21 protein-coding genes are annotated in these 23,126 nt (G+C 50.3%); 13 read left to right on the top strand and 8 right to left on the bottom strand.

Translation table 11 applies throughout. The features are described from left to right. Nucleotides 1-139 precede the first annotated feature (139 nt). The 10 genes from NGM62_RS11385 to NGM62_RS11340 all read left to right on the top strand — a co-directional run bounded on the left by NGM62_RS11385 (nt 140) and on the right by NGM62_RS11340 (nt 14,569). Nucleotides 140-1,150, top strand: a complete 1,011-nt coding sequence (locus tag NGM62_RS11385; RefSeq protein ID WP_262248067.1) for a LacI family DNA-binding transcriptional regulator — start codon at nt 140-142, stop codon at nt 1,148-1,150. 281 nt (nt 1,151-1,431) lie between these two features. Then, nucleotides 1,432-1,563 carry a hypothetical protein gene (locus NGM62_RS11380; protein WP_262248066.1) on the top strand — a complete coding sequence of 44 codons (132 nt, stop codon included), beginning with the start codon at nt 1,432-1,434 and terminating at the stop codon, nt 1,561-1,563. 27 nt (nt 1,564-1,590) lie between these two features. Continuing rightward, complete coding sequence (locus NGM62_RS11375; protein WP_262248064.1) at nt 1,591-4,557, top strand: SusC/RagA family TonB-linked outer membrane protein; 2,967 nt, start codon at nt 1,591-1,593, stop codon at nt 4,555-4,557. A gap of 19 nt (nt 4,558-4,576) precedes the next feature. Beyond that, a complete protein-coding gene (locus tag NGM62_RS11370) occupies nt 4,577-6,157 on the top strand; it encodes a RagB/SusD family nutrient uptake outer membrane protein (RefSeq protein ID WP_262248062.1) in 1,581 nt (526 codons plus the stop codon). A gap of 87 nt (nt 6,158-6,244) precedes the next feature. After that, on the top strand, nt 6,245-7,267 hold the full coding sequence (locus tag NGM62_RS11365; protein WP_262248061.1) for a SusE domain-containing protein: 1,023 nt from the start codon (nt 6,245-6,247) through the stop codon (nt 7,265-7,267). A 9-nt stretch (nt 7,268-7,276) separates the two neighbouring features. After that, nucleotides 7,277-9,124, top strand: a complete 1,848-nt coding sequence (locus NGM62_RS11360; RefSeq protein WP_262248059.1) for a glycoside hydrolase family 13 protein — start codon at nt 7,277-7,279, stop codon at nt 9,122-9,124. A 5-nt stretch (nt 9,125-9,129) separates the two neighbouring features. Next, the gene (pgmB, locus tag NGM62_RS11355; protein WP_262248058.1) at nt 9,130-9,798 is read left to right on the top strand and encodes a beta-phosphoglucomutase; all 669 of its coding nucleotides are present in this window, start codon (nt 9,130-9,132) and stop codon (nt 9,796-9,798) included. A 46-nt stretch (nt 9,799-9,844) separates the two neighbouring features. Further along, the gene (locus NGM62_RS11350) at nt 9,845-12,166 is read left to right on the top strand and encodes a glycoside hydrolase family 65 protein (RefSeq protein ID WP_262248056.1); all 2,322 of its coding nucleotides are present in this window, start codon (nt 9,845-9,847) and stop codon (nt 12,164-12,166) included. Between the two features lie 156 nt (nt 12,167-12,322). Beyond that, on the top strand, nt 12,323-13,666 hold the full coding sequence (locus NGM62_RS11345; protein WP_262248055.1) for an MFS transporter: 1,344 nt from the start codon (nt 12,323-12,325) through the stop codon (nt 13,664-13,666). A 42-nt stretch (nt 13,667-13,708) separates the two neighbouring features. Continuing rightward, entirely contained in the window at nt 13,709-14,569 is an 861-nt protein-coding gene (locus tag NGM62_RS11340) for an AraC family transcriptional regulator (protein ID WP_262248053.1), read from the top strand. A 26-nt stretch (nt 14,570-14,595) separates the two neighbouring features. Here NGM62_RS11340 and NGM62_RS11335 read toward each other — a convergent pair whose 3' ends face one another. The 3 genes from NGM62_RS11335 to NGM62_RS11325 all read right to left on the bottom strand — a co-directional run bounded on the left by NGM62_RS11335 (nt 14,596) and on the right by NGM62_RS11325 (nt 17,447). Beyond that, on the bottom strand, nt 14,596-16,212 hold the full coding sequence (locus NGM62_RS11335; protein WP_262248052.1) for an alpha-amylase family glycosyl hydrolase: 1,617 nt from the start codon (nt 16,210-16,212) through the stop codon (nt 14,596-14,598). Between the two features lie 32 nt (nt 16,213-16,244). Further along, nucleotides 16,245-17,069, bottom strand: coding sequence for a phytanoyl-CoA dioxygenase family protein (locus tag NGM62_RS11330; protein WP_262248050.1), 825 nt, complete (start codon nt 17,067-17,069; stop codon nt 16,245-16,247). An 81-nt stretch (nt 17,070-17,150) separates the two neighbouring features. Continuing rightward, the gene (locus NGM62_RS11325) at nt 17,151-17,447 is read right to left on the bottom strand and encodes a hypothetical protein (protein ID WP_262248048.1); all 297 of its coding nucleotides are present in this window, start codon (nt 17,445-17,447) and stop codon (nt 17,151-17,153) included. A gap of 115 nt (nt 17,448-17,562) precedes the next feature. Here NGM62_RS11325 and NGM62_RS11320 point away from each other — a divergent pair, with 115 nt between their 5' ends. Next, on the top strand, nt 17,563-18,297 hold the full coding sequence (locus NGM62_RS11320; RefSeq protein WP_262248047.1) for a DUF481 domain-containing protein: 735 nt from the start codon (nt 17,563-17,565) through the stop codon (nt 18,295-18,297). 19 nt (nt 18,298-18,316) lie between these two features. Here NGM62_RS11320 and NGM62_RS11315 read toward each other — a convergent pair whose 3' ends face one another. The 4 genes from NGM62_RS11315 to NGM62_RS11300 all read right to left on the bottom strand — a co-directional run bounded on the left by NGM62_RS11315 (nt 18,317) and on the right by NGM62_RS11300 (nt 21,497). Next, complete coding sequence (locus tag NGM62_RS11315) at nt 18,317-18,637, bottom strand: 2Fe-2S iron-sulfur cluster-binding protein (RefSeq protein ID WP_315975864.1); 321 nt, start codon at nt 18,635-18,637, stop codon at nt 18,317-18,319. An 8-nt stretch (nt 18,638-18,645) separates the two neighbouring features. Then, the gene (locus tag NGM62_RS11310; RefSeq protein ID WP_262248044.1) at nt 18,646-19,659 is read right to left on the bottom strand and encodes an NAD(P)/FAD-dependent oxidoreductase; all 1,014 of its coding nucleotides are present in this window, start codon (nt 19,657-19,659) and stop codon (nt 18,646-18,648) included. A 3-nt stretch (nt 19,660-19,662) separates the two neighbouring features. Continuing rightward, nucleotides 19,663-20,100, bottom strand: a complete 438-nt coding sequence (locus NGM62_RS11305; protein ID WP_262248042.1) for a MarR family winged helix-turn-helix transcriptional regulator — start codon at nt 20,098-20,100, stop codon at nt 19,663-19,665. A gap of 92 nt (nt 20,101-20,192) precedes the next feature. Beyond that, nucleotides 20,193-21,497 carry a dicarboxylate/amino acid:cation symporter gene (locus tag NGM62_RS11300; protein WP_262248041.1) on the bottom strand — a complete coding sequence of 435 codons (1,305 nt, stop codon included), beginning with the start codon at nt 21,495-21,497 and terminating at the stop codon, nt 20,193-20,195. 224 nt (nt 21,498-21,721) lie between these two features. Between NGM62_RS11300 and NGM62_RS11295 the strand changes: the two genes are divergently transcribed. Beyond that, the gene (locus tag NGM62_RS11295) at nt 21,722-21,925 is read left to right on the top strand and encodes a hypothetical protein (RefSeq protein WP_262248040.1); all 204 of its coding nucleotides are present in this window, start codon (nt 21,722-21,724) and stop codon (nt 21,923-21,925) included. Here NGM62_RS11295 and NGM62_RS11290 read toward each other — a convergent pair. Then, complete coding sequence (locus tag NGM62_RS11290) at nt 21,918-22,160, bottom strand: hypothetical protein (RefSeq protein WP_262248039.1); 243 nt, start codon at nt 22,158-22,160, stop codon at nt 21,918-21,920. The two genes, NGM62_RS11295 and NGM62_RS11290, sit on opposite strands and share 8 nt — an antisense overlap. Nucleotides 22,161-22,407: 247 nt before the next feature. Between NGM62_RS11290 and NGM62_RS11285 the strand changes: the two genes are divergently transcribed. Further along, a complete protein-coding gene (locus tag NGM62_RS11285) occupies nt 22,408-22,845 on the top strand; it encodes a lipocalin-like domain-containing protein (protein ID WP_262248037.1) in 438 nt (145 codons plus the stop codon). Nucleotides 22,846-23,126: the final 281 nt, after the last annotated feature.

Genomic DNA, 23,126 nt, shown 5'->3' with positions numbered 1-23,126 from the left:
CGCAGAACCAACTAATTATAAACTTAAAAAAAAGTCCTGGTTGTTAGTCGATCGGGACTTTTTATTTGAATATATGCAATAATGGGTACGGCTATACGTATAATTGTACGTTGTTGGTTACTGTAATGATAAATAGGCTATGGATACCGTAAATATAAAAATGCTTGCTGAGCGGTTGGGGTTATCCACGTCGACCGTATCCCGGGCTTTTCGGGGCAATAGCGATATCAGTGCGAAAACCAAGCAGCGTATCCTGGAGGCAGCCGCAGCCATGGGTTATCAACCCAATCTCTACGCGAGCAATCTCCGCGACCGGAAAAGCAGGACCATCGCCATCATTGTGCCTGAGTTTGCGAATAACTTTTTCTCACAGGCTATCCATGGGATAGAGAAGGTGGCCCGCTCAAACGGGTACCATACATTGATCTACGTGACCGACGACGACTACGAGCGGGAGGCTGCCTTTGTTGCAGATATCGGCAACGGCAGGGTGGAAGGGGTGCTGATGTCCGTATCGGGCGAGGAGTACCAGCACGGTTATCTTGGCGTTCTAGCAAAACGAAATATCCCATTTGTGTTTTTCGACCGTTATTACGATGATGTGCAGGCCACACGCGTGACGGCCAACGATTATGCAAGTAGCTATGCGGCGACAAGACACCTTATCGATAACGGCTGTACCCGGGTAGCTTATCTCGTGGTAAACAAACACGTGTCTATCGGAAAGATACGTTTGCAGGGCTACCTGGATGCCGTGCGCGATGCCGGCCAGCAGCCGGACGATGCGTTGGTGGTGGAGTGTACCAACGATAGGCAGGAAATAGAACACCGGCTCAGAAGCGCATATTATAACCTCCGGCCCGATGGCATATTCGCATCGGTGGAACGCTTGGCCATTGCAGCCTATCGGTTTTGCCATCAAGAGGGCATCGCCATACCTGCAGACCTGAAAGTAATCGGGTTTTCGAGTTTGGAGATAGCCGATTTGCTCAACCCTGGACTGAGTACGGTGACCCAGCCTGCATTCGATATGGGTGCGACGGCGGCCACCGTTTTGTTCGATGCGCTGGCAAAGGGATTGAAATCGACCCCCGATGAACATATCACTTTAGAGTCTATCCTGATCGAGCGTGAGTCGAGCGTAACCTAGGCGTATCCGCTGCTTTTTGTCTTCGGCAGACGTAAAAAAAACCACTTTTTTTTGGCACTTTCAAAAATATACCTACCTTTACATTGTTTTCGGGAACGTTCCCGAAAACAATGTAAAGGATAAAACCTTAGCATTGAGGCCAGTTAGATAACCGATTTTATGCAGTTGACGCTTACAAGAATTATTTTAACACGGGTCGGTCTTACACTGTTGACAGGGTGCGTTAGCTTGATGCATTTTGCTGGCGACCGTGGGGAACGACTGATGTGTAAAGCCCTGCAATGCCGAAACTTCCTGCAGATACTGGGCACGATAACCCGGCCGGAACAACCGAGATGCTGGCTGTCGGCTACGGCAACAAGATACAGCCCGGCGAATACCACTTGTACAGTAAAACTAAGTTAAATGAATAAACGAATACAGATTAAACCTTACACAACATGATGAACAATTATTCCATTAAGCGATTATTGATGCTTTCAGGGCTGCTGATGGTGTCGGTGTTGGGTGCCTATGCGCAAAGCGGCGCAATAAGCGGCCGTGTCACCGATCAGCAGCTGGTTCCCCTGGAAGGGGCTTCCGTGTCGATACAAGAACTCGGCCGGACAGCAAGCACTTCGGGCACCGGTGAATTCTCATTTACCAACGTGCCCGATGGTACTTACACATTGGTTGCCACTTTCATCGGCTATGAAACGGCACAGCGTGCGGTAGCGGTTTCGGGCCAGGTAGTAAATACGGCAATCACCATGGTGGCATCGGCAGAAAGTTTAGAAGAGGTTGTCGTTATCGGTTACGGAACCGTGGAGCGGAAACACCTCACCGGTTCGGTCGCCAACGTGCAGTCCAAAGACTTTCAAAAAGGAACCATTACGTCACCCGATCAACTGATCCAGGGAAAAGTGGCCGGGGTAACCATTACCTCCAACGGCGGTTCTCCCGGTGCGGGCAGTACCATCCGCATCCGTGGTGGGGCGTCATTATCGGCCAGCAACAATCCATTGATAGTTGTCGACGGAAATCCGCTGAGCGGCGACGGCATAACGGGTGCACCTAACCCGTTGTCGCTGATCAATCCGAGTGATATCGAGACCATGACCATCCTCAAGGATGCCAATGCTACGGCCATTTACGGATCGCGGGCATCCAACGGAGTTATTTTGATCACGACCAAAGGCGGGACGATCGGGCGCCCGCGCTTAACCTTGTCGTCAGTAAATTCCCTTTCTACCATCGCCAATAGGGTGGATGTACTCACTGCAGGCCAGGTCAGGGCGTTTGTGAATGAAAAAGGCACAAGCTCCCAGAAAGAGCTGCTCGGCACGGCCAATACGGATTGGCAGGACCTGATCTACCAGCAAGCGTTTACATCCGATAATAACCTCGCGTTCGCTGGCGGGGTGGGAAATATGCCTTATCGGGTCTCCCTCGGATACCTTGAGCAGACCGGTGTTTTGAAAACAGATTACATGAGAAGGGGTACGGCGGGCATCAACCTGTCGCCGAAGTTCTTCGACAGGCACCTGAAATTAGACCTGAATGTGAAAGGGACGTTGACCAATAACGATTATGCCAATACCGGAGCGATTGGTTCGGCGATTATATTCGACCCTACGCAGCCTGTTTATGATGCATCCAGCCCGTTTGGCGGCTACTTCGAGTGGATGGAGGGAGATGTACCCAATTCGCTGTCGCCCAGGAACCCGGTCTCCCTGTTGGAAAATTATGATAACAGGGGTTGGTCGAACCGCAGTTTCGGTAACCTGCAACTGGATTATGCATTTCACTTCCTTCCGGACCTACACGCCAATGTGAATGTGGGCTATGATGTTTCCCGGGGTTGGGGAGCTACATTCATCCCCGAGTTCGCGGCGTCCAATGCGGCCAACAACGGCTTTTTCCAGCGTTATAAAGGAAACCAGAACAACACATTTATCGAAGCATACCTGAACTACGTCAAAGATATCGAAAGCATCCGAAGCAACATTAATCTAACGGCCGGCTATGGTTATTACGACAATAAGGTAACGAACATCAACTTCGCTAGCTACAATGCCTTCGGCGATGAGCTGTCGACACCGAACTTCCCCGACGACGTACAGCAAAACCGCTTGCTTTCGTACTATGGAAGGTTGATTTACGCAATTGCTGACCGTTATATCCTGTCGGGAACGGTACGTGCCGATGGATCGTCGAAATTTAACCCGGACGGACGGTGGGGTATTTTTCCGTCTGCGGCATTGACCTGGCGCATCAAAGGGGAGAATTTCCTGCGCGACAACGACGCCATATCGGATCTGAAGGTGCGCGTGAGCTATGGCGAAACGGGCAATAAAGACGGCATTACCAATTATGGCTACATACCCAGTTACTATTACAGCGTAAATGAAAGCCAATACCAGGTGGGTAACCAGTTTTACCATATGTATTCGCCTATTGCTTACGATGAAAGCCTGCGTTGGGAATCGACGGCGACAACCAATATCGGTTTGGATTACGGCTTTTGGGGTGGACGTATCTTCGGTGCCATTGACGTGTACCGCAAAAAGACCAAGGACCTGCTCGCCACCGTCGAAATCCCCGTGGGAACAAACTATAGCAACCAGCTGCTGACCAACGTCGGTAACATGGAGAACAGGGGTATCGAAGGTAGCATCAACGTGCAAGCCATCCGCTCGGAGAATCTCAATTGGGAATTCGGCTTCAATATCACGGTAAACGAGGGTAAGGTGACCAACCTGACGTTGAATGAGAACCCCGGCTACCAGTTGGCCGCCAGGGGTATCACAGGCGGTACGGGAAATGTATTGCAATACCATACTGTGGGACTGGCCCCTTATCAGTTTTATGTGCGCAAACAGGTGTATGACGCCTCCGGAACACCGTTGGAAGGTGTTTACGAAGATTTGAACGGCGACGGTGTGGTCAACTCTGCCGACCAGTATTATTACAAAGACCCTGCCCCGGAATATTTTATGGGCTTCAGTACGTCGATTAACTACAAGCGGCTGACATTGACCACGGTGCTGCGGGCAAATTTTAACAATTACATGTACGATAATATCTCTTCAAACTTCGGCGTTGCCCGCAACATCTTGAACCCTTCGGGCTTCATCAACAATGCTACCACCGATGTATATGCAACGGGCTTCAGCAACAACCAATATTTCAGCGATTATTATATGAATAACGCTTCGTTCCTGAAAATGGACAACCTGGGTCTGACCTATGACGTGGGCAGCCTGAACAGCGAGGGTACGGTAACCATGACGCTCAATGCCAACTGCCAGAATGTGTTCGTGATTTCCAAATACAAAGGCATCGATCCGGAGATATTCGACGGTATAGACTATACCCTGTATCCACGGCCGAGGATTTATTCCCTGGGCCTCAACTTTGGGTTTTAATTCTTAAATAACAGAAGCAATGAAACGAATAATCAGCAATATAGTAGGGGGTATCCTGTTAGCGGCCACGGTGACGTCGTGCAGCGAGGATACGTTGAATCTGACCCCCAAGAATGATATTACGGCAGATCAGGTGTATGGTTCTGCCGAAGGGTATAAAGAAGCCTTTTTGAAAGTGTACGGGAGCTTGGCGATGACCGGTGGCGGTGGAGAGGGCAGCAGCGATTTGGCAGGTATTGATGCGGGGCAATCCGACTTCCTGCGCCTGTACTGGAATATACAGCAACTCACATCGGATGAGGCACTCTGCGGCTGGAACGACCCCGGAGTGCCGGAGATGGTGTATGGTATGCCCGAACCGGACAATATCATGGTAAAAGGCCTTTACACCCGGTCGTTGTATACGATTACGGTGGCAAACGAATTCCTGCGGGAAAGTACATCCGAAAAACTTTCGGCACGGGGGATATCCAATACCGCTGAAATAGAAAACTACCGGGCGGAAGCGCGCTTTTTGCGGGCTTACCAATACTGGGTGCTACTCGATCTGTTTGGCAATCCACCCTTCATAACCGAAGAAGACATCATCGGAAAGGTTGCGCCGCAGCAAATTCAGCGGGCCGATCTGTTTGATTATATTGAGCAGGAGCTTTTAGACATCGAGTCGAAAATGATGCAGCCGAAGCAAAATGAATATGGACGGGCCGACCAAGGTGCTGTGTGGACGTTGCTGGCGCGCTTGTATCTCAATGCAGAGGTATATATCGGGACTCCCAAATACACCGAGGCCATCACCTACGCCAATAAAGTGATTAATGGCGGCTATGCGCTGGCCGGTAACTATGCCTACTTATTTTTGGAAGATAACTACCAAACGAGTAAAGACGAGATTATCTTAACCATTAATTACGACGGTGTGCAGACCAAGAATTACGGTGGGACGACATTCCTGATCAACTCGACGATCAATGGCGATATGGTCCCTGCCAGTTTCGGTATACCAACCGGGGGTTGGGGCGGAAACCGGACGACCAAAGCGTTGCCACTGATTTTTGGTGATTACAGTGGGGAAACAGACAAACGCGCACTGTTTTTCGGTGATAAGCTGGAAAACGATGAACTGGGTGAGTTTACGGACGGCCTGCGTATCACGAAATTCAAAAATGTGAAATCGACGGGCGAGGCTGGCGCATCCCAGGGAGGTACATTCAGTTCGTTGGATTTTCCGTTGTTCCGTCTGGCCGATGTGTACCTGATGTATGCCGAAGCTGTTTTGCGGGGTGGCTCAGGGGGTTCCAACGCACAGGCGCTGGACTATTTCAACCAACTGCGCACCCGGGCATACGGAAACGCAAGCGGCAATGTGACCACCCTTACCTTGGATGATATTTTGGATGAGCGCGCCCGGGAATTGTATTTCGAGGGTTATCGGCGCACCGATTTGATCCGCTTCGGCAAACTTACTGGCGGAAGCTACATCTGGCCGTGGAAAGGCGGAGTGAAAGATGGACGGTCCATCGAGGAATTCAGAAACCTGCTGCCGCTGCCAACGTCCGACGTGATTGCGAATACGAACCTTGATCAAAATACTGGTTATTGATCGTTAAGAACTATAGATATGAACCCGACATGATTATGTTGATCATCAAAGGTTCCATCTGACAACTGTAAAACAAAAAATAAACAGATGAAAAAGCACGTATATAAATTACTGTCTGTACTGTGTATAGGTTTTCTGGTGCTCACGGGATGTGAGAAAGATGAGGTGAAAACAATTGCCGGGGAAGGTACGTCGGGCACACTATCCGGTACGGCGACCTCCGTGTCGCTAACAAGGGAAACCTTGGAAGACGAGGTGATTTCGTTTACATACACCGGTTCCGATTTCGGGTATAATGCCGGAATTGTCTATTCGTTGCAGTTCGCGGCCAAGGGCGCGGATTTCGCCTCACCGCGGGAGATTGTGCTGGAAAACGGGACAACAACCATAGCCTATACTGGGTTGGATTTCAATAACCTGTTGCTGTCACTTAATCTGCCGCTGGAGGAAAATTCGGATGTTGAAATCCGGTTGAAATCGGCAATCTCATCCAATATAGCGGTTTATAGCAATGTGGTTACTGTTAATTCGAAACCGATTCCATTGACATCGTGGGTTTATGTGCCGGGTGGATACCAGGGCTGGAATCCGGCTACGGCCGACAGCTTGGTTTCCGTAACGGGTAACGGCGTGTACACCGGTGTTGTGGTATTCCCAGAAAATGAACTGGAGTTTAAGATCACGCCGGCGAAATCGTGGGATCTCAATTACGGCGATGCGGGCGACGGTGTGCTCGAATCAAACGGACCCAATATGAAAGCCCCGGCCGGCGGCGGTATGATGCTAATTACCGTTAACTTGAATACCAATACCTGGGCCATGGAGGCTTCGCCGGTTTGGTCGCTGATCGGTAATGCCATCCCCGGAACAAATTGGGATGCCGACCGCGATATGAAATTCGTGAACGACGGCGCCGGTAATTGGAGCATCACACTGGCCTTGCAACCCGGTGCGTTTAAGTTTCGGCGAAACCACGACTGGGGAACGAATCTGGGTGGTGCTGACGGCACGCTCTCTTTAGGAGGGGCCGACCTGTCCATCTCCGAGGCGGGCGATTACACCATCGTGATGAACCCGACGGCGTTGACTTACGAGATTGTCAAAAATTAACACCATAGCATGAAACGCTATCTTGTTTTTATCTTACTGTTGTGGGGCTCCAGTGCCTTGGGACAGGCCACGCAAATCGAACGCGTGGAACCGCTCAATTGGTGGGTGGGCATGGCGCATCCTGAGGTTCAATTGGTTGTCTATGGTCATGGTATAACCATGTGGGAGCCGGCAGTAAACTACCCTGGGGTAACCCTGCTGCGGAGCCATCGGGTAGAAAACCCAAACTATATTTTTCTGGATATCCACATTGGTCCCGCCGCTAAGGCCGGCCAAGTGGACATCCGGTTTTCCAAAGCCGGCGAGCAACCCTTCACCTACGCATACGAGCTGAAAGAACGGGAGCGTAATCGGCCCAAGGCACAGGGGGTTACCAGTGAGGATCTGATTTACCTGATTATGCCTGACCGCTTCGCCAATGGTGATACGGCAAACGACGTCGTGGCTGGGATGCGCGAGATTACCCTCAATAGAGACTCAATGTATTACCGGCATGGAGGTGACTTACAAGGTGTTATCAATAGGTTGGATTATTTGCAAGACCTCGGTGTTACCACGGTATGGCTCAATCCGGTGCTCACCAACGACATGGAACAGGCCTCTTACCATGGCTATGCGGCAACAGAATACTATCAGATCGACCCAAGGTTGGGCACCAATGCGCTATACCGGAAATTGGCCGACGAACTCCACAGCCGTGGAATGAAGCTGGTAAAAGATTTGGTGCACAACCACGTGGGGCTGAGGCACTGGACCGTGATCGATCCACCATCATCCGATTGGCTGCACCATTGGCCGGAATACACGAATACGACCTACAAAGACCAGGTACTGTTTGATCCTTATGCGGCGGAAGCCGATAAGAGGCGGATGAGCGATGGGTGGTTTGTGCCGACAATGCCTGATATGAACCATGATAATCCCTTCGTGCGCAACTACATCACGCAGAGCCATATCTGGTGGGTGGAATATGCCGGCGTGGATGGCTTCAGGTTAGACACGTATGCCTATAACGACCTTGCTTATATGGCCGATTGGGCCCAACAGGTGAAAGCCGAATACCCCGACCTCACCTTTTTTGGTGAAACATGGGTGCATGGGGTGCCAAACCAGGCCGTTTATACACAGGGAAGTACAATCAATCAGGATTACGACAGCCACATGCCGGGTGTGACCGATTTCCAGACCCATTTTGCGATTATTGAAGCGCTCAATGGCGCGTTTGGATGGACAGACGGTGTGAACCGCCTTTACAGCATACTGGCTAATGATTTTGTCTACGAAGACGCCTACCGGAACGTTGTCTTTTTGGATAACCATGATAAGAGCCGTTTCCTATCGGAGGTGGGAGAGGATATCGCGAAATACAAGTCGGGATTGGCGTGGCTGTTTACAACGCGCGGTATCCCCCAGCTTTATTACGGTGCTGAAATCGGGATGAAAAACTTCGCAAACCCCGATGGACTGGTTCGTGAAGATTTTCCCGGTGGGTGGCCGACCGATACGGTGGATAAGTTTACGCCATCGGGCCGTTCGGTGGTGGAAAATGATCTATTCGGATACGTAAAGAAGCTCGCCACATACCGCCGCGATAATCCGGTACTTCAAACGGGCAAATTGATGCAATATGTGCCGGAAGACGCGATATATGTGTATTTCAGGTATAACGGCGACAAAACTGTGATGGTGGTGATGAATACCGCAGAAGAAAGTAGAACGGTATCGACCGGCCGGTTTACGGAGCGTATACAAACCGCAACCCGGCTCAAAGATATCATTACCGGAGAGGTCGTCGATGTCAAGGCTCCCATACGACTGGCGGCTAAAACAACAGCTGTTTTTGAGGTTTTAAAATAATCAACATGTTATCCGAAAATCACCGCGATGCTAACCGGCTGCTTTACACGAAAAAAGCATTCATTTTTGATCTGGATGGCGTTTTGGTAGATACCGCTATATTCCATTACCAGGCGTGGAAACGTTTGGCTAACTCGCTGGGCTTCGATTTTACTTGGCAGCAAAATGAAAAGCTGAAAGGGGTGAGCCGCCGCCAATCGCTGGATTACCTCCTCGGCTGGGGTAACCTACAGCTGTCTGATGCGGAAAAGGAGCAGCTCGCTACGCGGAAAAACGAATGGTATCTGGCGCTGGTGGGAGGGATGACCCACTGGGATCTCTTGCCCGGTGCATACCGGTTGCTAAGTGAGGCGCGTAACAAAGGGATCCGCGTTGCCCTGGGCTCGGCCAGTAAGAACGCACGTTTGGTTTTGGAGCGCACTGGAATCTCCGATTGCTTCGATGCCGTGATTGATGGCAATGCTGTTACCCGATCCAAGCCCGATCCCGAAGTGTTTATCAAAGCGGCGGATGCGCTGGACGTACCGCCGGGGGCATGCCTGGTTTTCGAAGATGCACACGCAGGTGTCGCCGCTGCGCTTGCCGCTGGGATGCAGGTGGTTGGTGTCGGTGACCCGGCCGAACTCGGAGAAGCGGACATGGTGGTAATGGGCTTGGCTGATTTAGGGATTTGAACGTGCATCATATCGAGATGTACAGCAACTACCGACTATTTATTATATGAAGAATTACATCGTCCACGATGAGTGGAATATTATTGAAACTGGATTCGACCCGGCTTTGAATAAGATATCGGAAAGTATTTTCAGTATCGGGAACGGCCGTATGGGCCAACGTGCTAATTTCGAGGAGCACTATTCAGGCGAGAGCCTGCAAGGCTCCTATATCGCGGGCGTTTATTATCCGGATAAAACCCGCGTAGGGTGGTGGAAAAATGGGTACCCCGAATATTTCGCCAAGGTATTGAATGCCGCAAACTGGATAGGGATCGATATTGACGTCGATGGTGTGCCGCTGGACTTGAATACGGTGGAGGTTATCCATTTCCAGCGCGTGCTCCACATGCAAGAGGGGTACCTGTCACGGCGATTCGGGGCCCGGTTTTCGGACGGGAAAGAGGTGGAAGTGGAAGCCGTCCGGTTTTGCAGTTTAGTTGATAATGAGTGCGGAGCGGTACGTTACCGGATTACGGCCAAGAACTTTTCGGGCAAAATTCAGCTTAGGCCCTACGTAGACGGCGGCGTGCGGAACGCCGACTCAAACTACGGTGAGTTGTTTTGGGAGCCTGTGTCCAAACACATCGGTGCACGCCGTGCGACGCTCACCATGCGTACCAAGAAGACCGATTTCTGGGTGGCGACGGGTATGGCGTACGAAGTATTTTATGGAGGTGCCAGGCTATCGCAGCAGGAAATGACGATAGAGCGCGACGATTATGTCGCAAAGTCGGTGTCCGTTGCTGCTTCAGCAGGCCAAACAGTTGAAATACGTAAGTATGCGGTGAATCTTTCTTCGGAGAACCATCCTAAATCGGAGCTAGTAAACCGTGCGGAGCAACTGCTGGGGCATGTCGTGGTCAAAGGCTTCGATCGCCTATTGGCCGAGCAGGCCGACGCATGGGCACTGAAATGGGCGGAAAGCGATATCCGTATCGAGGGTGATATTGCCGCGCAGCAAGCGATACGGTTCAATATTTTCCAATTGAACCAAACCTATACAGGAGAGGACGACCGTCTTAATATCGGTCCGAAAGGATTTACCGGAGAGAAGTACGGCGGTTCCACCTACTGGGATACCGAGGCTTACTGCCTACCGTTCTACTTGGCTACGGCGCCACGCCAAGTGGCAAGGAACCTATTGGTATATCGCTATAAACATTTGCCGAAAGCGATAGCGAATGCGGAGAAATTGGGGTTTAGCGGCGGGGCAGCGCTCTACCCGATGGTGACAATGGATGGTGAGGAATGCCATAACGAATGGGAGATCACGTTTGAGGAAATCCACCGCAATGGTGCTATCGCGTTTGCGATATACAATTACATCCGCTATACGGGCGATACCGCCTATTTGGCCGAATATGGTTTGGAAGTACTTATCGGCATCGCCCGTTTCTGGGCGCAGCGGGTGAATTGGAGTGAGGCGCGCAAACGGTATGTGATGCTGGGTGTCACCGGCCCTAACGAGTATGAAAACAATGTCAACAACAATTGGTACACCAATACGATAGCCAGTTGGTGCTTGTCCTATACGCTCGATGCACTAAGTGAAGTGCAGCAGTCGGCCACCGGGCAATATGCGGCCATCGTGGCAAAGACGGCACTGCAAGCCAGCGAAACCGGCCTCTGGGCAGCGATTATCGATAAGCTGTATTACCCGGTCGACGAGGCACGCGGCATTTTTTTACAGCAGGATGGGTTCTTGGATAAAGAGTTGGTGCCGGCGGCCGCTATACCCGCAGACCAACGCCCCCTAAACCAGCACTGGAGCTGGGACCGCATCCTGCGCTCCTGCTATATCAAACAGGCGGATGTGCTGCAGGGGCTCTACTTGCTCGAAGACCGTTTCGATATCGAAACAATCCGCCGGAACTATGATTTTTATGAGCCGCTTACAGTACATGAAAGTTCACTCTCACCTTGTGTGCACGCTATATTGGCTGCTAAATTGGGTGACGAAGCACGCGCTTACCAGTTTTACCTCCGCACCGCAAGGCTTGACCTCGATGACTACAACAACGACACGGAAGATGGGCTCCACATCACTTCGATGGCTGGCACATGGATGAGCATCGTGGAAGGCTTTGCAGGCATGCGGGTAAGGGATGGCCGCCTCTATTTCAGCCCCATGCTACCCAAGCAGTGGCAGGCATATACTTTTAAGATCAAGTTCAGGGGGGCATTGCTTACCGTTCACGTTACACCCACACGGGTCAACTTCAGCAACACCGGCGAACAAGCGGCTACGGTACATGTTCTTGGCCGGGACCATGAGGTGGGCCCCGGTAGTACAACGGCTGTTCCGAAGTATGAACACGTTCGGTAAAAGAGAATAGCCCACCGAGCAATTCATGTGCAACGATTGGGGCTGAAAAATAGGGTAGATTTATGCATATTGCGTGCTGTTAATTGAGTGCGCCCGGCAATCGTTGGGAGGTGCGGAATAAAATAGCATTTAAGATTGTTAACCAATTCGCCAAATATGAATTTTACGGAGAAACCACGATTAAGCTTAGGCCAGATTGTTAACATGAGTTTGGGATTCCTCGGAATCCAGTTCGGTTTTGCGTTACAGAGCGGCAACGCGTCGCGGATATTGCAAACTTTTGGTGCCGATGTGGAGCACCTGTCGCTCTTCTGGCTGGCTGCGCCACTGACGGGTATGATTATCCAGCCCATTGTGGGGCATTACAGTGACCGCACTTGGACTAGACTGGGACGTCGGCGTCCCTTTTTCCTTGTGGGGGCGCTGCTCTCGGCCGTGGCATTGGTGCTGATGCCCAATGCGGCAGTATTGACTACCGTGATGCCCGCAATCTGGATAGGGGCAGGCATGTTGATGATCATGGATGCGTCATTCAACGTGGCTATGGAGCCTTTCCGGGCTCTTGTGGCAGATAAGTTGCCCGGCGAACAGCGGAGTGTCGGGTTTTCGGTGCAGTCCTTCTTAATCGGCGTGGGGGCAGTGATTGGCTCCTGGCTTCCTTATATTTTTGCTGAATATATGGGGATATCCAAGACGGCCGCCCCAGGCCATGTGCCGGACAATGTGATCTATTCCTTTTATGTGGGGGCCGCCGTACTGGTGCTGACTATCCTATGGACCGTGTTCACCACACGGGAGTATTCCCCGGCAGAGGTCGAACGCTTCGGCATAGGTACACCTCCAGGGGAAGACGAGCTCGCTTCCGCGCGCAGGGGCCTTGCCGTTATCCTGACAGACTTCCGGCGCATGCCTAAGGCGATGAAGCAGCTGGGTGTGGTGCAGTTTTTCTCGTGGTTTGCACTGTTTTCGATGTGGGTGTTTACCACGCCTGCCATCGCGGAGCATGTGTATGGTGTACGTCCGGATGATACCGCTTCCGTCCAATACGCAGATGCAGCCAATTGGGTCAGCTTCCTCTTCGGGATATACAATGGTGTGGCCGCCATCTATGCGTTGCTGCTGCCGGTTATCGCTAAGCGGACAGGCCAGCGTGGTTGCCATGCGATATCCCTTGCCGCAGGCGGGCTTTCGCTGATCTCCATGTTCTTTATCGGCGATCCCGACTACCTCATCATACCGATGGTGGGTATCGGCATCGCTTGGGGAAGCATCCTGGCGATGCCCTATGCTATCCTTTCCAAGAGTTTACCCACCCACAAGATGGGGGTCTATATGGGTATCTTTAATTTTTTCATCACCTTCCCGCAGATTATCAACGGCTTTTTCGGCGGCTACATCGTTAAATATGCATTCGGTGGGCATGCCATATACTCGCTCGTGATGGCGGGTGTGCTCATGTTGCTGGCAGCGGTATGCGTGTTGCGTGTGGAACAGGACTGACGACCGTGCCACGAAGGCTAAGATTGTGTATCTTCGAAATATATGCTCAAAGCTTCTCCTGAATATGTACAGTCTCGTGACGATCATGTTTTCCTCCTCCGTAATTTCGGGGCGGAAGCGTTTGAGGCACCCTACCATTTCCATCCCGAGTTTGAGTTGACTTATATCGTCAGCGGGGTGGGGAAACGGTATGTAGGTACCCACATGGAACGTTTTGACCCCGGTGATCTGGTGCTGATTGCTCCGAATGTGCCGCATTGCTGGAAGCTCGACGAGCCTGTCGGTGAGCTATTTGATGCGGAGGCGGTGGTTATCCAGTTTCCCGCAGATATGCTCGGAAGTACGTTGTCCGGAAAGGAGGAACTAGCCGACATCCATAACTTGTTGGCACAGACTACAGTGGGTGTGTGCTTTGGAAAGGAGATTTCGATGCAGGTAGGGGGGATGCTGCGGGGCTTGGCAGCGAAGAAGGGTATCTATGGATTTATCGGATTATTGGATATACTCCAACAGCTGGCAGAGGACCACACGGGTACCACGCTAAGCGACGATGGTGCCATGGCCGTCAGTACATTGGTGGACCACCAGCGGATGGGGCCGGTACTTGCATATCTGGTAGAGCATTTCAGGGATAAAGTTTCGTTAAGCGAAGCCGCATCACTTGCACACATGACACCGCAGGCATTCTGTAAATATTTCAAAAAGGTTACCCGGAAGACGTTTATGGATATGGTGATGGACTATCGGATTAATTACGCCACCCAGCAGCTTGTCCAAACGGATAAGCCGGTGTCTGATATCGCTTTCGAAAGCGGATTTACCGATGTGTCTTTCTTTCACCGTACGTTCAAGCGGCGCACCACCCTGAGTCCGCTCCGCTACCGTCGCCAGTTCGGGTCGTAGCCCGATGGCAACACGCCGTCGTAATTCTATGGTAACAAATACAGTTGTGTGCTGTAAGGGGGGATGTCGTCAAGCGTGTTTCCCACTTCCCTTTGGGGCGCAGATGTACCCCAGATTTGTTGGAGGTGGCCACTCCCGGCTACGTCCCATTCACGGCTTCCGGCAAACGTTAAGCTTTCGGTGGTGTCGCCAAGATTGATGACTACCAGGATCCGTTCTTCGGGGCTTTCCCTCACGAAAGAGAGAACGTTTTCGGTCGTGTTTGGTACGGTACGGTAGTGGCCGTTGACCAACGCATCGTGGTTGGAGCGCAGGGCGATCAATGAGCGGTAATGATTCCAGAGTGATTCACCGTCGGCCTGTTGTTCTTCCAATGATATCCCGTCGTTGGGACTGATGTTGGATTCATCCCACCACGGCCCGGTGTCTTTGTACCAATAGGCCATCCCTTCGCCCTGTGCGGAAGCATACCATTCGAATGCTTCGCGCGAAGGGATTTCATTGGCGTCGGTAACCACGTCTCCGTACTGCCCGAACTGTGCATGGCCCAGCATCCCGATTTCTTGTCCGTAGTAAATGGATGGAATGCCACCGATCAGTAAGTTGATGGATGCGCCTACGCGTAACTTGCCCGGGTGCTGCTCCACAACGGTAGCAAAGCGGGGGATATCGTGGTTTTCGATAAACATAATCTGCTTCTTTCCAGTGGGCGTGTTGCCGAACGTCGTGTCTGCGAACGCTTCTATGCGGTTTTTATCAAGCGTCCGTACCGCTTGTTGCACACGGAAAGCAAACACACGGTCCACGCAGCCCCGCTCCAGGTAATCGAACCCATATGATCCCCAATCGGCTTGCTCGGCCATGAATTGTACATCGGGATTAAGAGCTTTCAAACGGCCGATAAGCGGCACCCAGAACGTATGGAATAGATCGGGTAAAATTCCTTTGTTATCCAGGTCGTCCATCATGTGGTCGAGGCGGAAGCCGTCTACGCCGTCATCGAATCGGCCATCGCCGTTAGGGTCCATCCAGTGGCTGAATAGTTTGTAGTTGTACTCCAGCACCTCAGGATGGTTGAGGTTTACGGTGGTTATTTTACGGATGGTGCCATCGTAGCCCAGCAGCTCTGTCAGGTTGAAGACTATGGATTCGGGCTGCGTCTGCGCACTGTCGTTATACAGGATATATCCACTGTATGGCGATGCCGGATTACCGTATGAGTCGCGCCACCATAGGTGGTCTTCCGTCACGTATTGCGTCTCCATATCCATGTAGATTTTCATCCCCCGGCGATGGACCTCTTCAACGAGTGTAAGGTATTCGGCCTGGGTCCCGTATCGTGCATCGATCTTTTCGAAATCGGATGAAAAATAGTTGTGGTAATAGACCGACTCATACAGCGGAGTGAGTAGGATGGCGGTGACGCCCAGCTCCTGTAGGTAGTCGAGCTTTTCGGTGAGCCCGGCGAGATCCCCGTGGGTATCGCCATTGCTATCGTAAAAGCTGCGCTGGAAAACGTGGTATATCACTTCATCGGCAGGTGCTGTATTCCTGTTTGGGTTATTTCGGCAACCCATTATACTCAGCAGTATCGTGAAAGTGATTGCGGCAGGCAAAAAGAGCCGGTATCTCATGGCGACCATTGTGTGGTGGCGAGTTTATTCAGTAAAAGAGGTTAAAGCAATAAGGGGTTTAACTCCGAATCTGCCAGCGACCCCGGGGTTTTACTGCCGAGCCATGTTTTAAGGTCATTTTCCTGGAATTTGTGCTTCGGCGTGCTTATCTCGGTGCCATCGGCATAGTAAATGATGGTCATCACTTCACGCATGCGGTCGGAATTATTGCCGGGAGCATTGTGTATGGTAAATCCGTTGTGCCAGGTGGCATCACCGGCGTTGAGTGCGGCGGGCCGTGCCAGCGGGAAGCGCTGTTTGCGGACATATTGTTCAAATGCATCCTCCGATTCGTCAGAAATCACGAAATCAAAGACGCTGCCATCGTGGTGTGATCCGGAGGCGAAGGTGAGCATCCCCATTTCGGCACTTGGAATGTCTACCAGCGGCATCCACATGGTAATCGTGCGGTCCGTATCCAGGGGCCAGTAATTCTGGTCTTGGTGCCAAGGGGTAGGTCCGCCGCCCGGCTCTTTGAATAACGCTTGGTCGTGGTACAACCGTACATTGCTTACGCCAAGCAGCCGCGCTGCGATATGCGCAAAACGTTTAGCCAACACGAATTTTTTGACCGCTTCGTCTACACGCCAAAGGTTCATGATCTGCAGAAAAGCTTTGCCGTATGTATCGCGCTCTGCTATTTTGCGCTTTTCTTCGTTGAATTTATCAGCTGCAGCACTGATAATCCGGCGGTATGCCGAAACTTCGTCAGTGCTGAGCAGGTTTAAGGTTTGCGTGTGGCCATTTCTTTCGAACTCCCGCACTTGGTCGTCGCTGATGTCGTATAAACGATCCAAATCGGGTAGGGTATCCATTTTAGTTTCCATGATTGCATTAGTTTATACAAACAAAGAACGGCAATGGGAACCGACGAAAAAATGAATAAATTAATCGAATTATGGATTATTTTAATTTTGGCTGTTATCCATTTCTTGCTGTTGGCGCAATTCGTCCACTTTGTTTTTGTCGGCAAACTCATCGGTTTTCCCTGAGAAGGCTTCCAGCAGTTCAGTGATTGCATCCATATTCTCGGCAGTACGCTGGTAGATATCGGGGAGAATCTTTTCGAGGCGGCTGTCGCCCAATTCGATGTTATCAACTTCTACTTTGCCGATTTTTTCCAGTACAGCCTGCTGGCTCCGCTTAAGGTCGTCCAGTTCCCGGACAATCTTCTCCATCAATTCGAATTTCTTCAACTTATCCATAACATCCGCTTTTACCCATTACAAACAATAAAAAGCGAAAAAGGTTTTAAAAGCAATAGATATTCGCGAAGTTTGCCCGTCTAGATAATGTCGAAAAACAAATTGAATTCCATTGATGGTTAAGCGAGCTGTCTATATCCTCTTGTTGCTTTTACCGGCGATGGCTGATGTCCAAGCGCAGTGGAATGATAGCACACATTATTTCATAAAGCTTTCTTCGACCAATTCAATCAACCGGGCAAATGACAAAAGCGCTTATCTGTTTAATAACGGGCTGGGGTTTTCTATCCGGAAAGAGCGGGTAAGTCTTAACTGGAATAATACCTGGCTTTTCGGTGAGCAGAATGGCGCCAAAACCAACAATGACTTTTCCACTACTTTTGATGCCAATTTTTATCGGCCCGATAGGAAGTTCTTTTACTGGGGCCTTGCCAATTACAATACCAGTTTTTCACTGAAAATCAAGAACCAATTGCTAGCCGGTGCTGGGGTGGCATATAGTTTTTTCGATACCGAGTCGGCCTACCTTAATCTTAGCGACGGATTTCTGTTTGATGCCAGCAGTATCCTGGAAGATGAATTGCCCATCCATTACCAAACGGTACGCAATTCTTTCCGACTGGCGTACCGGTTTGTCATCCATTCGCTGGTGGTGATGCAGGGCAATAATTTTTACCAGCCATCGCTCACCGATGGCTCAGACTTCAATATACGTCTTAATAACGATGTTTCCTTCGCTTTATTCAGAGGACTGGCCATCAAAGCAGCGCTCACCTACAACCGTGTGAACCGTACGGGCAGTGAAAACCTACTGTTTACTTATGGACTTTCTTTTGAGCGCTATTTCTAGTCACCACTGGCTTTTACGGCTAAAAAACACGTATCTTCAGTCCATCCAATGCCGGATCCAGCCGGATTTGGCAGGCGAGCCTGCTTTGGTCATCTGCATCGGGTAAGGTATCGAGCATATCAAGTTCAGCGTCAGATTGCGGCTCAAGCGCATCCATGCCCTCGACCACCTGGATACGGCAGGTAGCGCAAAGCGCCATGCCACCGCAGGTGGCCAGGATGTCGTAATCAGAAGCTTTGAGTACTTCCATCAGACTGAGGTTGATGCCGTCTGGAATTTCCAATTGCCTTATTCCGCCTGATTGGTCTTCTACCGTGATATGGATGATATCTGTCATCATGTTGTCCATTAGAATGCGTTGACACCGTTTACCGTAGTGTATTTAAAACTGAGTTTTTCTGCCGGATAGACGTATTTGAAGGCACTTTGGGCCATCAATGCAGCCTCATGGAAGCCGCAGAGTATGAGTTTGAGTTTACCCGGATAAGTATTGATATCGCCAATGGCATAGACACGCTCCACACCCGTGGAATAATCAGTGGTATCTACGGCAATTGCCGATCTGTCGATGCTTAGTCCCCAATCAGCGATTGGCCCTAGCTTGGGGCTCAATCCAAACAGCGGGATGAGCGCATCGGCTTCCAATAGGGTTTCCTTCTTGTCTTTGCCGAGGATGCCAACGTGGCTTAAGGTGCCATTCCCATGTACGGTGTTGAGGTTGCTCTGCAGCAGCAGGTTGATTTTTCCACGTTCGGCCAGTGAAAACACCTTTTCTGCCGAGTCTGGAGCTCCACGGAAGCTATCGCTGCGGTGTACCAATGTGACTGCGGCGGCGATGTCACTAAGAAAGATCGTCCAGTCCAGCGCCGAGTCGCCCCCGCCTGCTACAACGACACGCTTGTCGCGGTAGGTTTCGGGGTTCTTTACCATATAGGATACGCCGCGGCCCTCGAAACCGGTGAGGCCCGGAATTTCAGGCTTGCGGGGCTCAAACGAGCCGAGGCCCCCCGCGATGACGACCACCTGTGCGTGTATCACGGTGCCTTCATTGCCTGTGACGTGGTAAGAGCCGTCCGGCTGGCGCTCCAGTGATTCCACCCGCTCGCCCAGTGTGAATGAGGGACTGAACGGCTCGATCTGCTTCATCAGGTTGTCTACCAGTTCCTGCGCGTTAATAGCCGGAAATCCCGGAATATCATAAATGGGCTTGTGCGGATAGATCTCAGAAAGCTGGCCGCCCACCTGGGGAAGGGCATCGATGAGGTGGCAGCGCATTTTGAGCAGGCCGGCTTCAAATACTGCAAACAAACCCACGGGCCCGGCCCCGATGATGCAGATGTCTGTTTTATGATGTACGTTCATTTTTTATTTTATCTCTAAATTATCATATATCGTATTCAATATACGCTTCAGGTGCTCGAAATCTGTCTGGTCAAGATTTTTCCAGGCCTGCATACGTATTTCACTAATATTCCCGGCAAGCGTGTCGATTTTCTGTTTCCCCTGCAGTGTGAGGTGAACTACAAAACTCCGCCTGTCTGCCGGGTTCGCCCGGCGTTCAACCAGGTTTTTCCGAACCAGCAAGTCGACGATCCGGGTAAGCGTTGGCTGATCCTTACCGCAATGCTCCGCCAGTTCTTTTTGTGATAAATCGGTGTGTTGGCGGAGTTTTTTTAATATCGACCATTGATCTACCGTAATGCCAAACTCACCGCAGTTGAATTGATATTGTGCATACTGCTTTACCCGGCGCGCGGTGCGCTCCAGCAGGAATGAATAGGCATTGTAATGTTCTGTTTGCATAACAATAATTAGTGTGACAAATATAGTGGTAATCGATGATATCCGCAAGCGGATACCATTCAATAAAGATTATCGGATATTTTAAGGTTATGTTATTCTTCGACGATATGCCCTGCTTTTTCTTCGGTATACTGGATATAGGCTGCTGCGGTAATATCGCCGTTTACATTGAGCGTGGTGCGCGACATGTCCAGGATGCGGTCGACCCCGTAGATAAGGGCGATGGCCTCACCGGGTACGCCGATGGAGATGAGGATGGTGACGATGACGGGTAACGACCCGCCGGGTACCCCGGCTGTACCTACCCCCGCCAGGATGCACAGCAATACTACGGTGATCTGCGATCCTATGCTCAGGTCTACATTGAAGACTTGAGCCAGGAACAATACGGTTATTCCCTCAAACAGGGCGGTACCGTTTTGGTTGCCGGTACTGCCGATGGTGAGTACAAAATGAGCGATCGGCTTGGGGATTTTCAGTTTCTCGATACTTACCCGTATGGCCGTGGGCAGGGTGGCATTGCTCGAACTCGTGGAAAAGGCAGTCAGCGTCACTTCCCCCATATCTTTCATGAATTGGACCGGATCGCGCTTGGCGAAATATTTCAGGATGATGGAATACACCACGAACTGATGGATTGCCAGTGCACCGAGTACGACGAGTACGTACCATAGCAGGGACACCAGGAAATCGGCGCCTACGTTCACCACCATGTTGAACAGCAAGGCAGCCACGCCATAGGGTGCAAGTGCCATGGCATAGCCGATCACTTTGATGACTACCTCATACATGCCTTCCAGGAAGCTTTTCAGCGTAGCGGTTTTTTCTTCACCTACAGCGGCCATGGCAATCCCGAAAATCAGTGCGAAGAACATCACGGAAAGGAGCCCGCCGCCGGTATGGCTGGAGTTATATGCATTTGCCATTTCATCAAATGGATTGCGCGGTATGATCTGTGCAATCACATCACCCACGTTGCGCTCATCAGCCTTGTTGGCCTCCGCCTGTGCGTTCGCCTTGGCAGCCTCGGCCCCGAATTCGTTGACGAGGTATTCGCGTGTCTCGGGGGAGATGGTCTTGCCGGGATTGATCACATTCACCATCGTAATGCCTATCAATACGGCTATGAAACTTACGATGATGGTATATATGAGGAGCCTGACCCCCATGCGTCCGAGCTTTTTCACATCACCGATTTCAGCGATCCCCAAGATCAGTGCCGATAGGATGAGGGGGATTACCATCATGAAAATAAGGTTCATGAATATCCTTCCCACAGGCTCAACCCAGTCTACAATGGTGTCGAGTGTTTCTTGTTGTAACCCGAGGTTCTTGACAATCAATCCGGCCACGATGCCGAGTACCATTCCAATGAAAATCTTCGTGTGTAGCTTCATACTGGTTAAAATATCGATTTCAGGTAAATATCATCGATGTGAATTCGTAAACAGTGTCGCAAAGTTAGAATTATAATCCGAAACACTAGTATCCGGTAAAAGCTAGTGATTGTTTTATTTAAATTTTGGTAATTATATACTATCCCCACCTTTCCTTGGCGGGGATTTTTATTTGCATCCTCGATGTCTTTGTATATATTTGGAGTAACCAAAGATAAATGATTATGGAAGACGAAAAATATTTAGTTTCCCTAGTGGATTCGGACGGTCATCTTAGAATAATAAACAAAAGATATATCGTGAAAGTCGATGTGAACGATTACGGATATACTTCTATTATGGTTGAAGTCCCTTCTAATCCACCTTACGTAGTGCAATATGCATTCAATGAGCCTATTGATGAAATTAAAGATATGCTCATTAAATAGAAACAATGGTCATATCTGTTAGCTGTTCTTTAAGAACGTCAACAATGTCGGCGGCTTCTCTATAAGTAAGCCCGTTTAATAAGGGTTTTATGCCCTCTAATGTGGCCACCTGTTCTTTGTTGAGGTTATGACCTTTTCCGCTTCTGCCATAGGGATACGACAGGTTACTGTTCCGTATCTGTTCCCTCGTCTTTGTGGGATTTTTACCTAATGGGATGTGGTGTGAATTTTCCATGATTTTTGTCTTTTTTTAGTGAATTGATATATATACATTTGGGAAGTTAATATAAATAGCGAACTCGTTACGGTTACCGAATCACCACCTCGAAAACCAGACACATACGAGTATGGGTTATGCTCACGCCATGCGTGGGTGTCCTCATTACGTATGTGCGCTTGTGGTGAGCGTGGTAGCCGATGAGGCCCCACGCTGTTTTTTTATAACCGCCTAACAGGGGCTAAGGCAACCGAATAAATCAAAAATGTTTTCAAAATTATCAAAGACAATCGCCATCATTGCGTTTATGGCGGTGCTTACCGCTTTTGTTTCCTGCAACAAGGACAAAGACCAGAACCCCATAGTCGGAAAATGGGAAATGACCCACTCCGTGGAATGGGAAGTCAGCAACGGGCAAAAAATGCCGGAGACCAAGGACACATTCCATCCAGACGGAGTGTATATTATCGAATTTAATACTTCTGGCAGCGCAAGTTCTTATGCTGACGGAGACTTACAAGGTACCGGATCATACAAAGTGTCCGAAAACGGGAAAACCATCACGTTTGTTTTCGAGGGAGAAACAAGTACACGGGATATTTTGACCCTCACCTCTACTGACCTAGTATTAGATCACGCAATAACACAAGATGACCACGGAGAATATTATTGGTACGAAGACCATTTCAAAAGAATAGACTGACAGACAACGCTAAACCCCACGGTATAATGGAAATGAAAATAAACCGATTCACCACAAAACACGGTGTTGGCTACGTTGGTCAGAAAGATGACGTGACATACGAATTTTCGGACGGGATGTTTCTTGACAAAAAAGACATAGAAACAGACCTAAGTTTGGATTTGCCAATTGGAGCTATAGAACTATACTACAGGGAATCGAGAGACGGGTAGGGAGTGTTAAACTAACTGTGTCAGGCCTACCTTTATGGTCTTCCGCCCGCGGGCGGAAGACCATAAAGG

The sequence above is a fragment of the Parapedobacter soli genome, from assembly GCF_025460835.1.
Taxonomy (GTDB): Bacteria; Bacteroidota; Bacteroidia; order Sphingobacteriales; family Sphingobacteriaceae; genus Parapedobacter; species Parapedobacter soli.
This window is presented reverse-complemented; position numbering and strand designations above follow the sequence as displayed.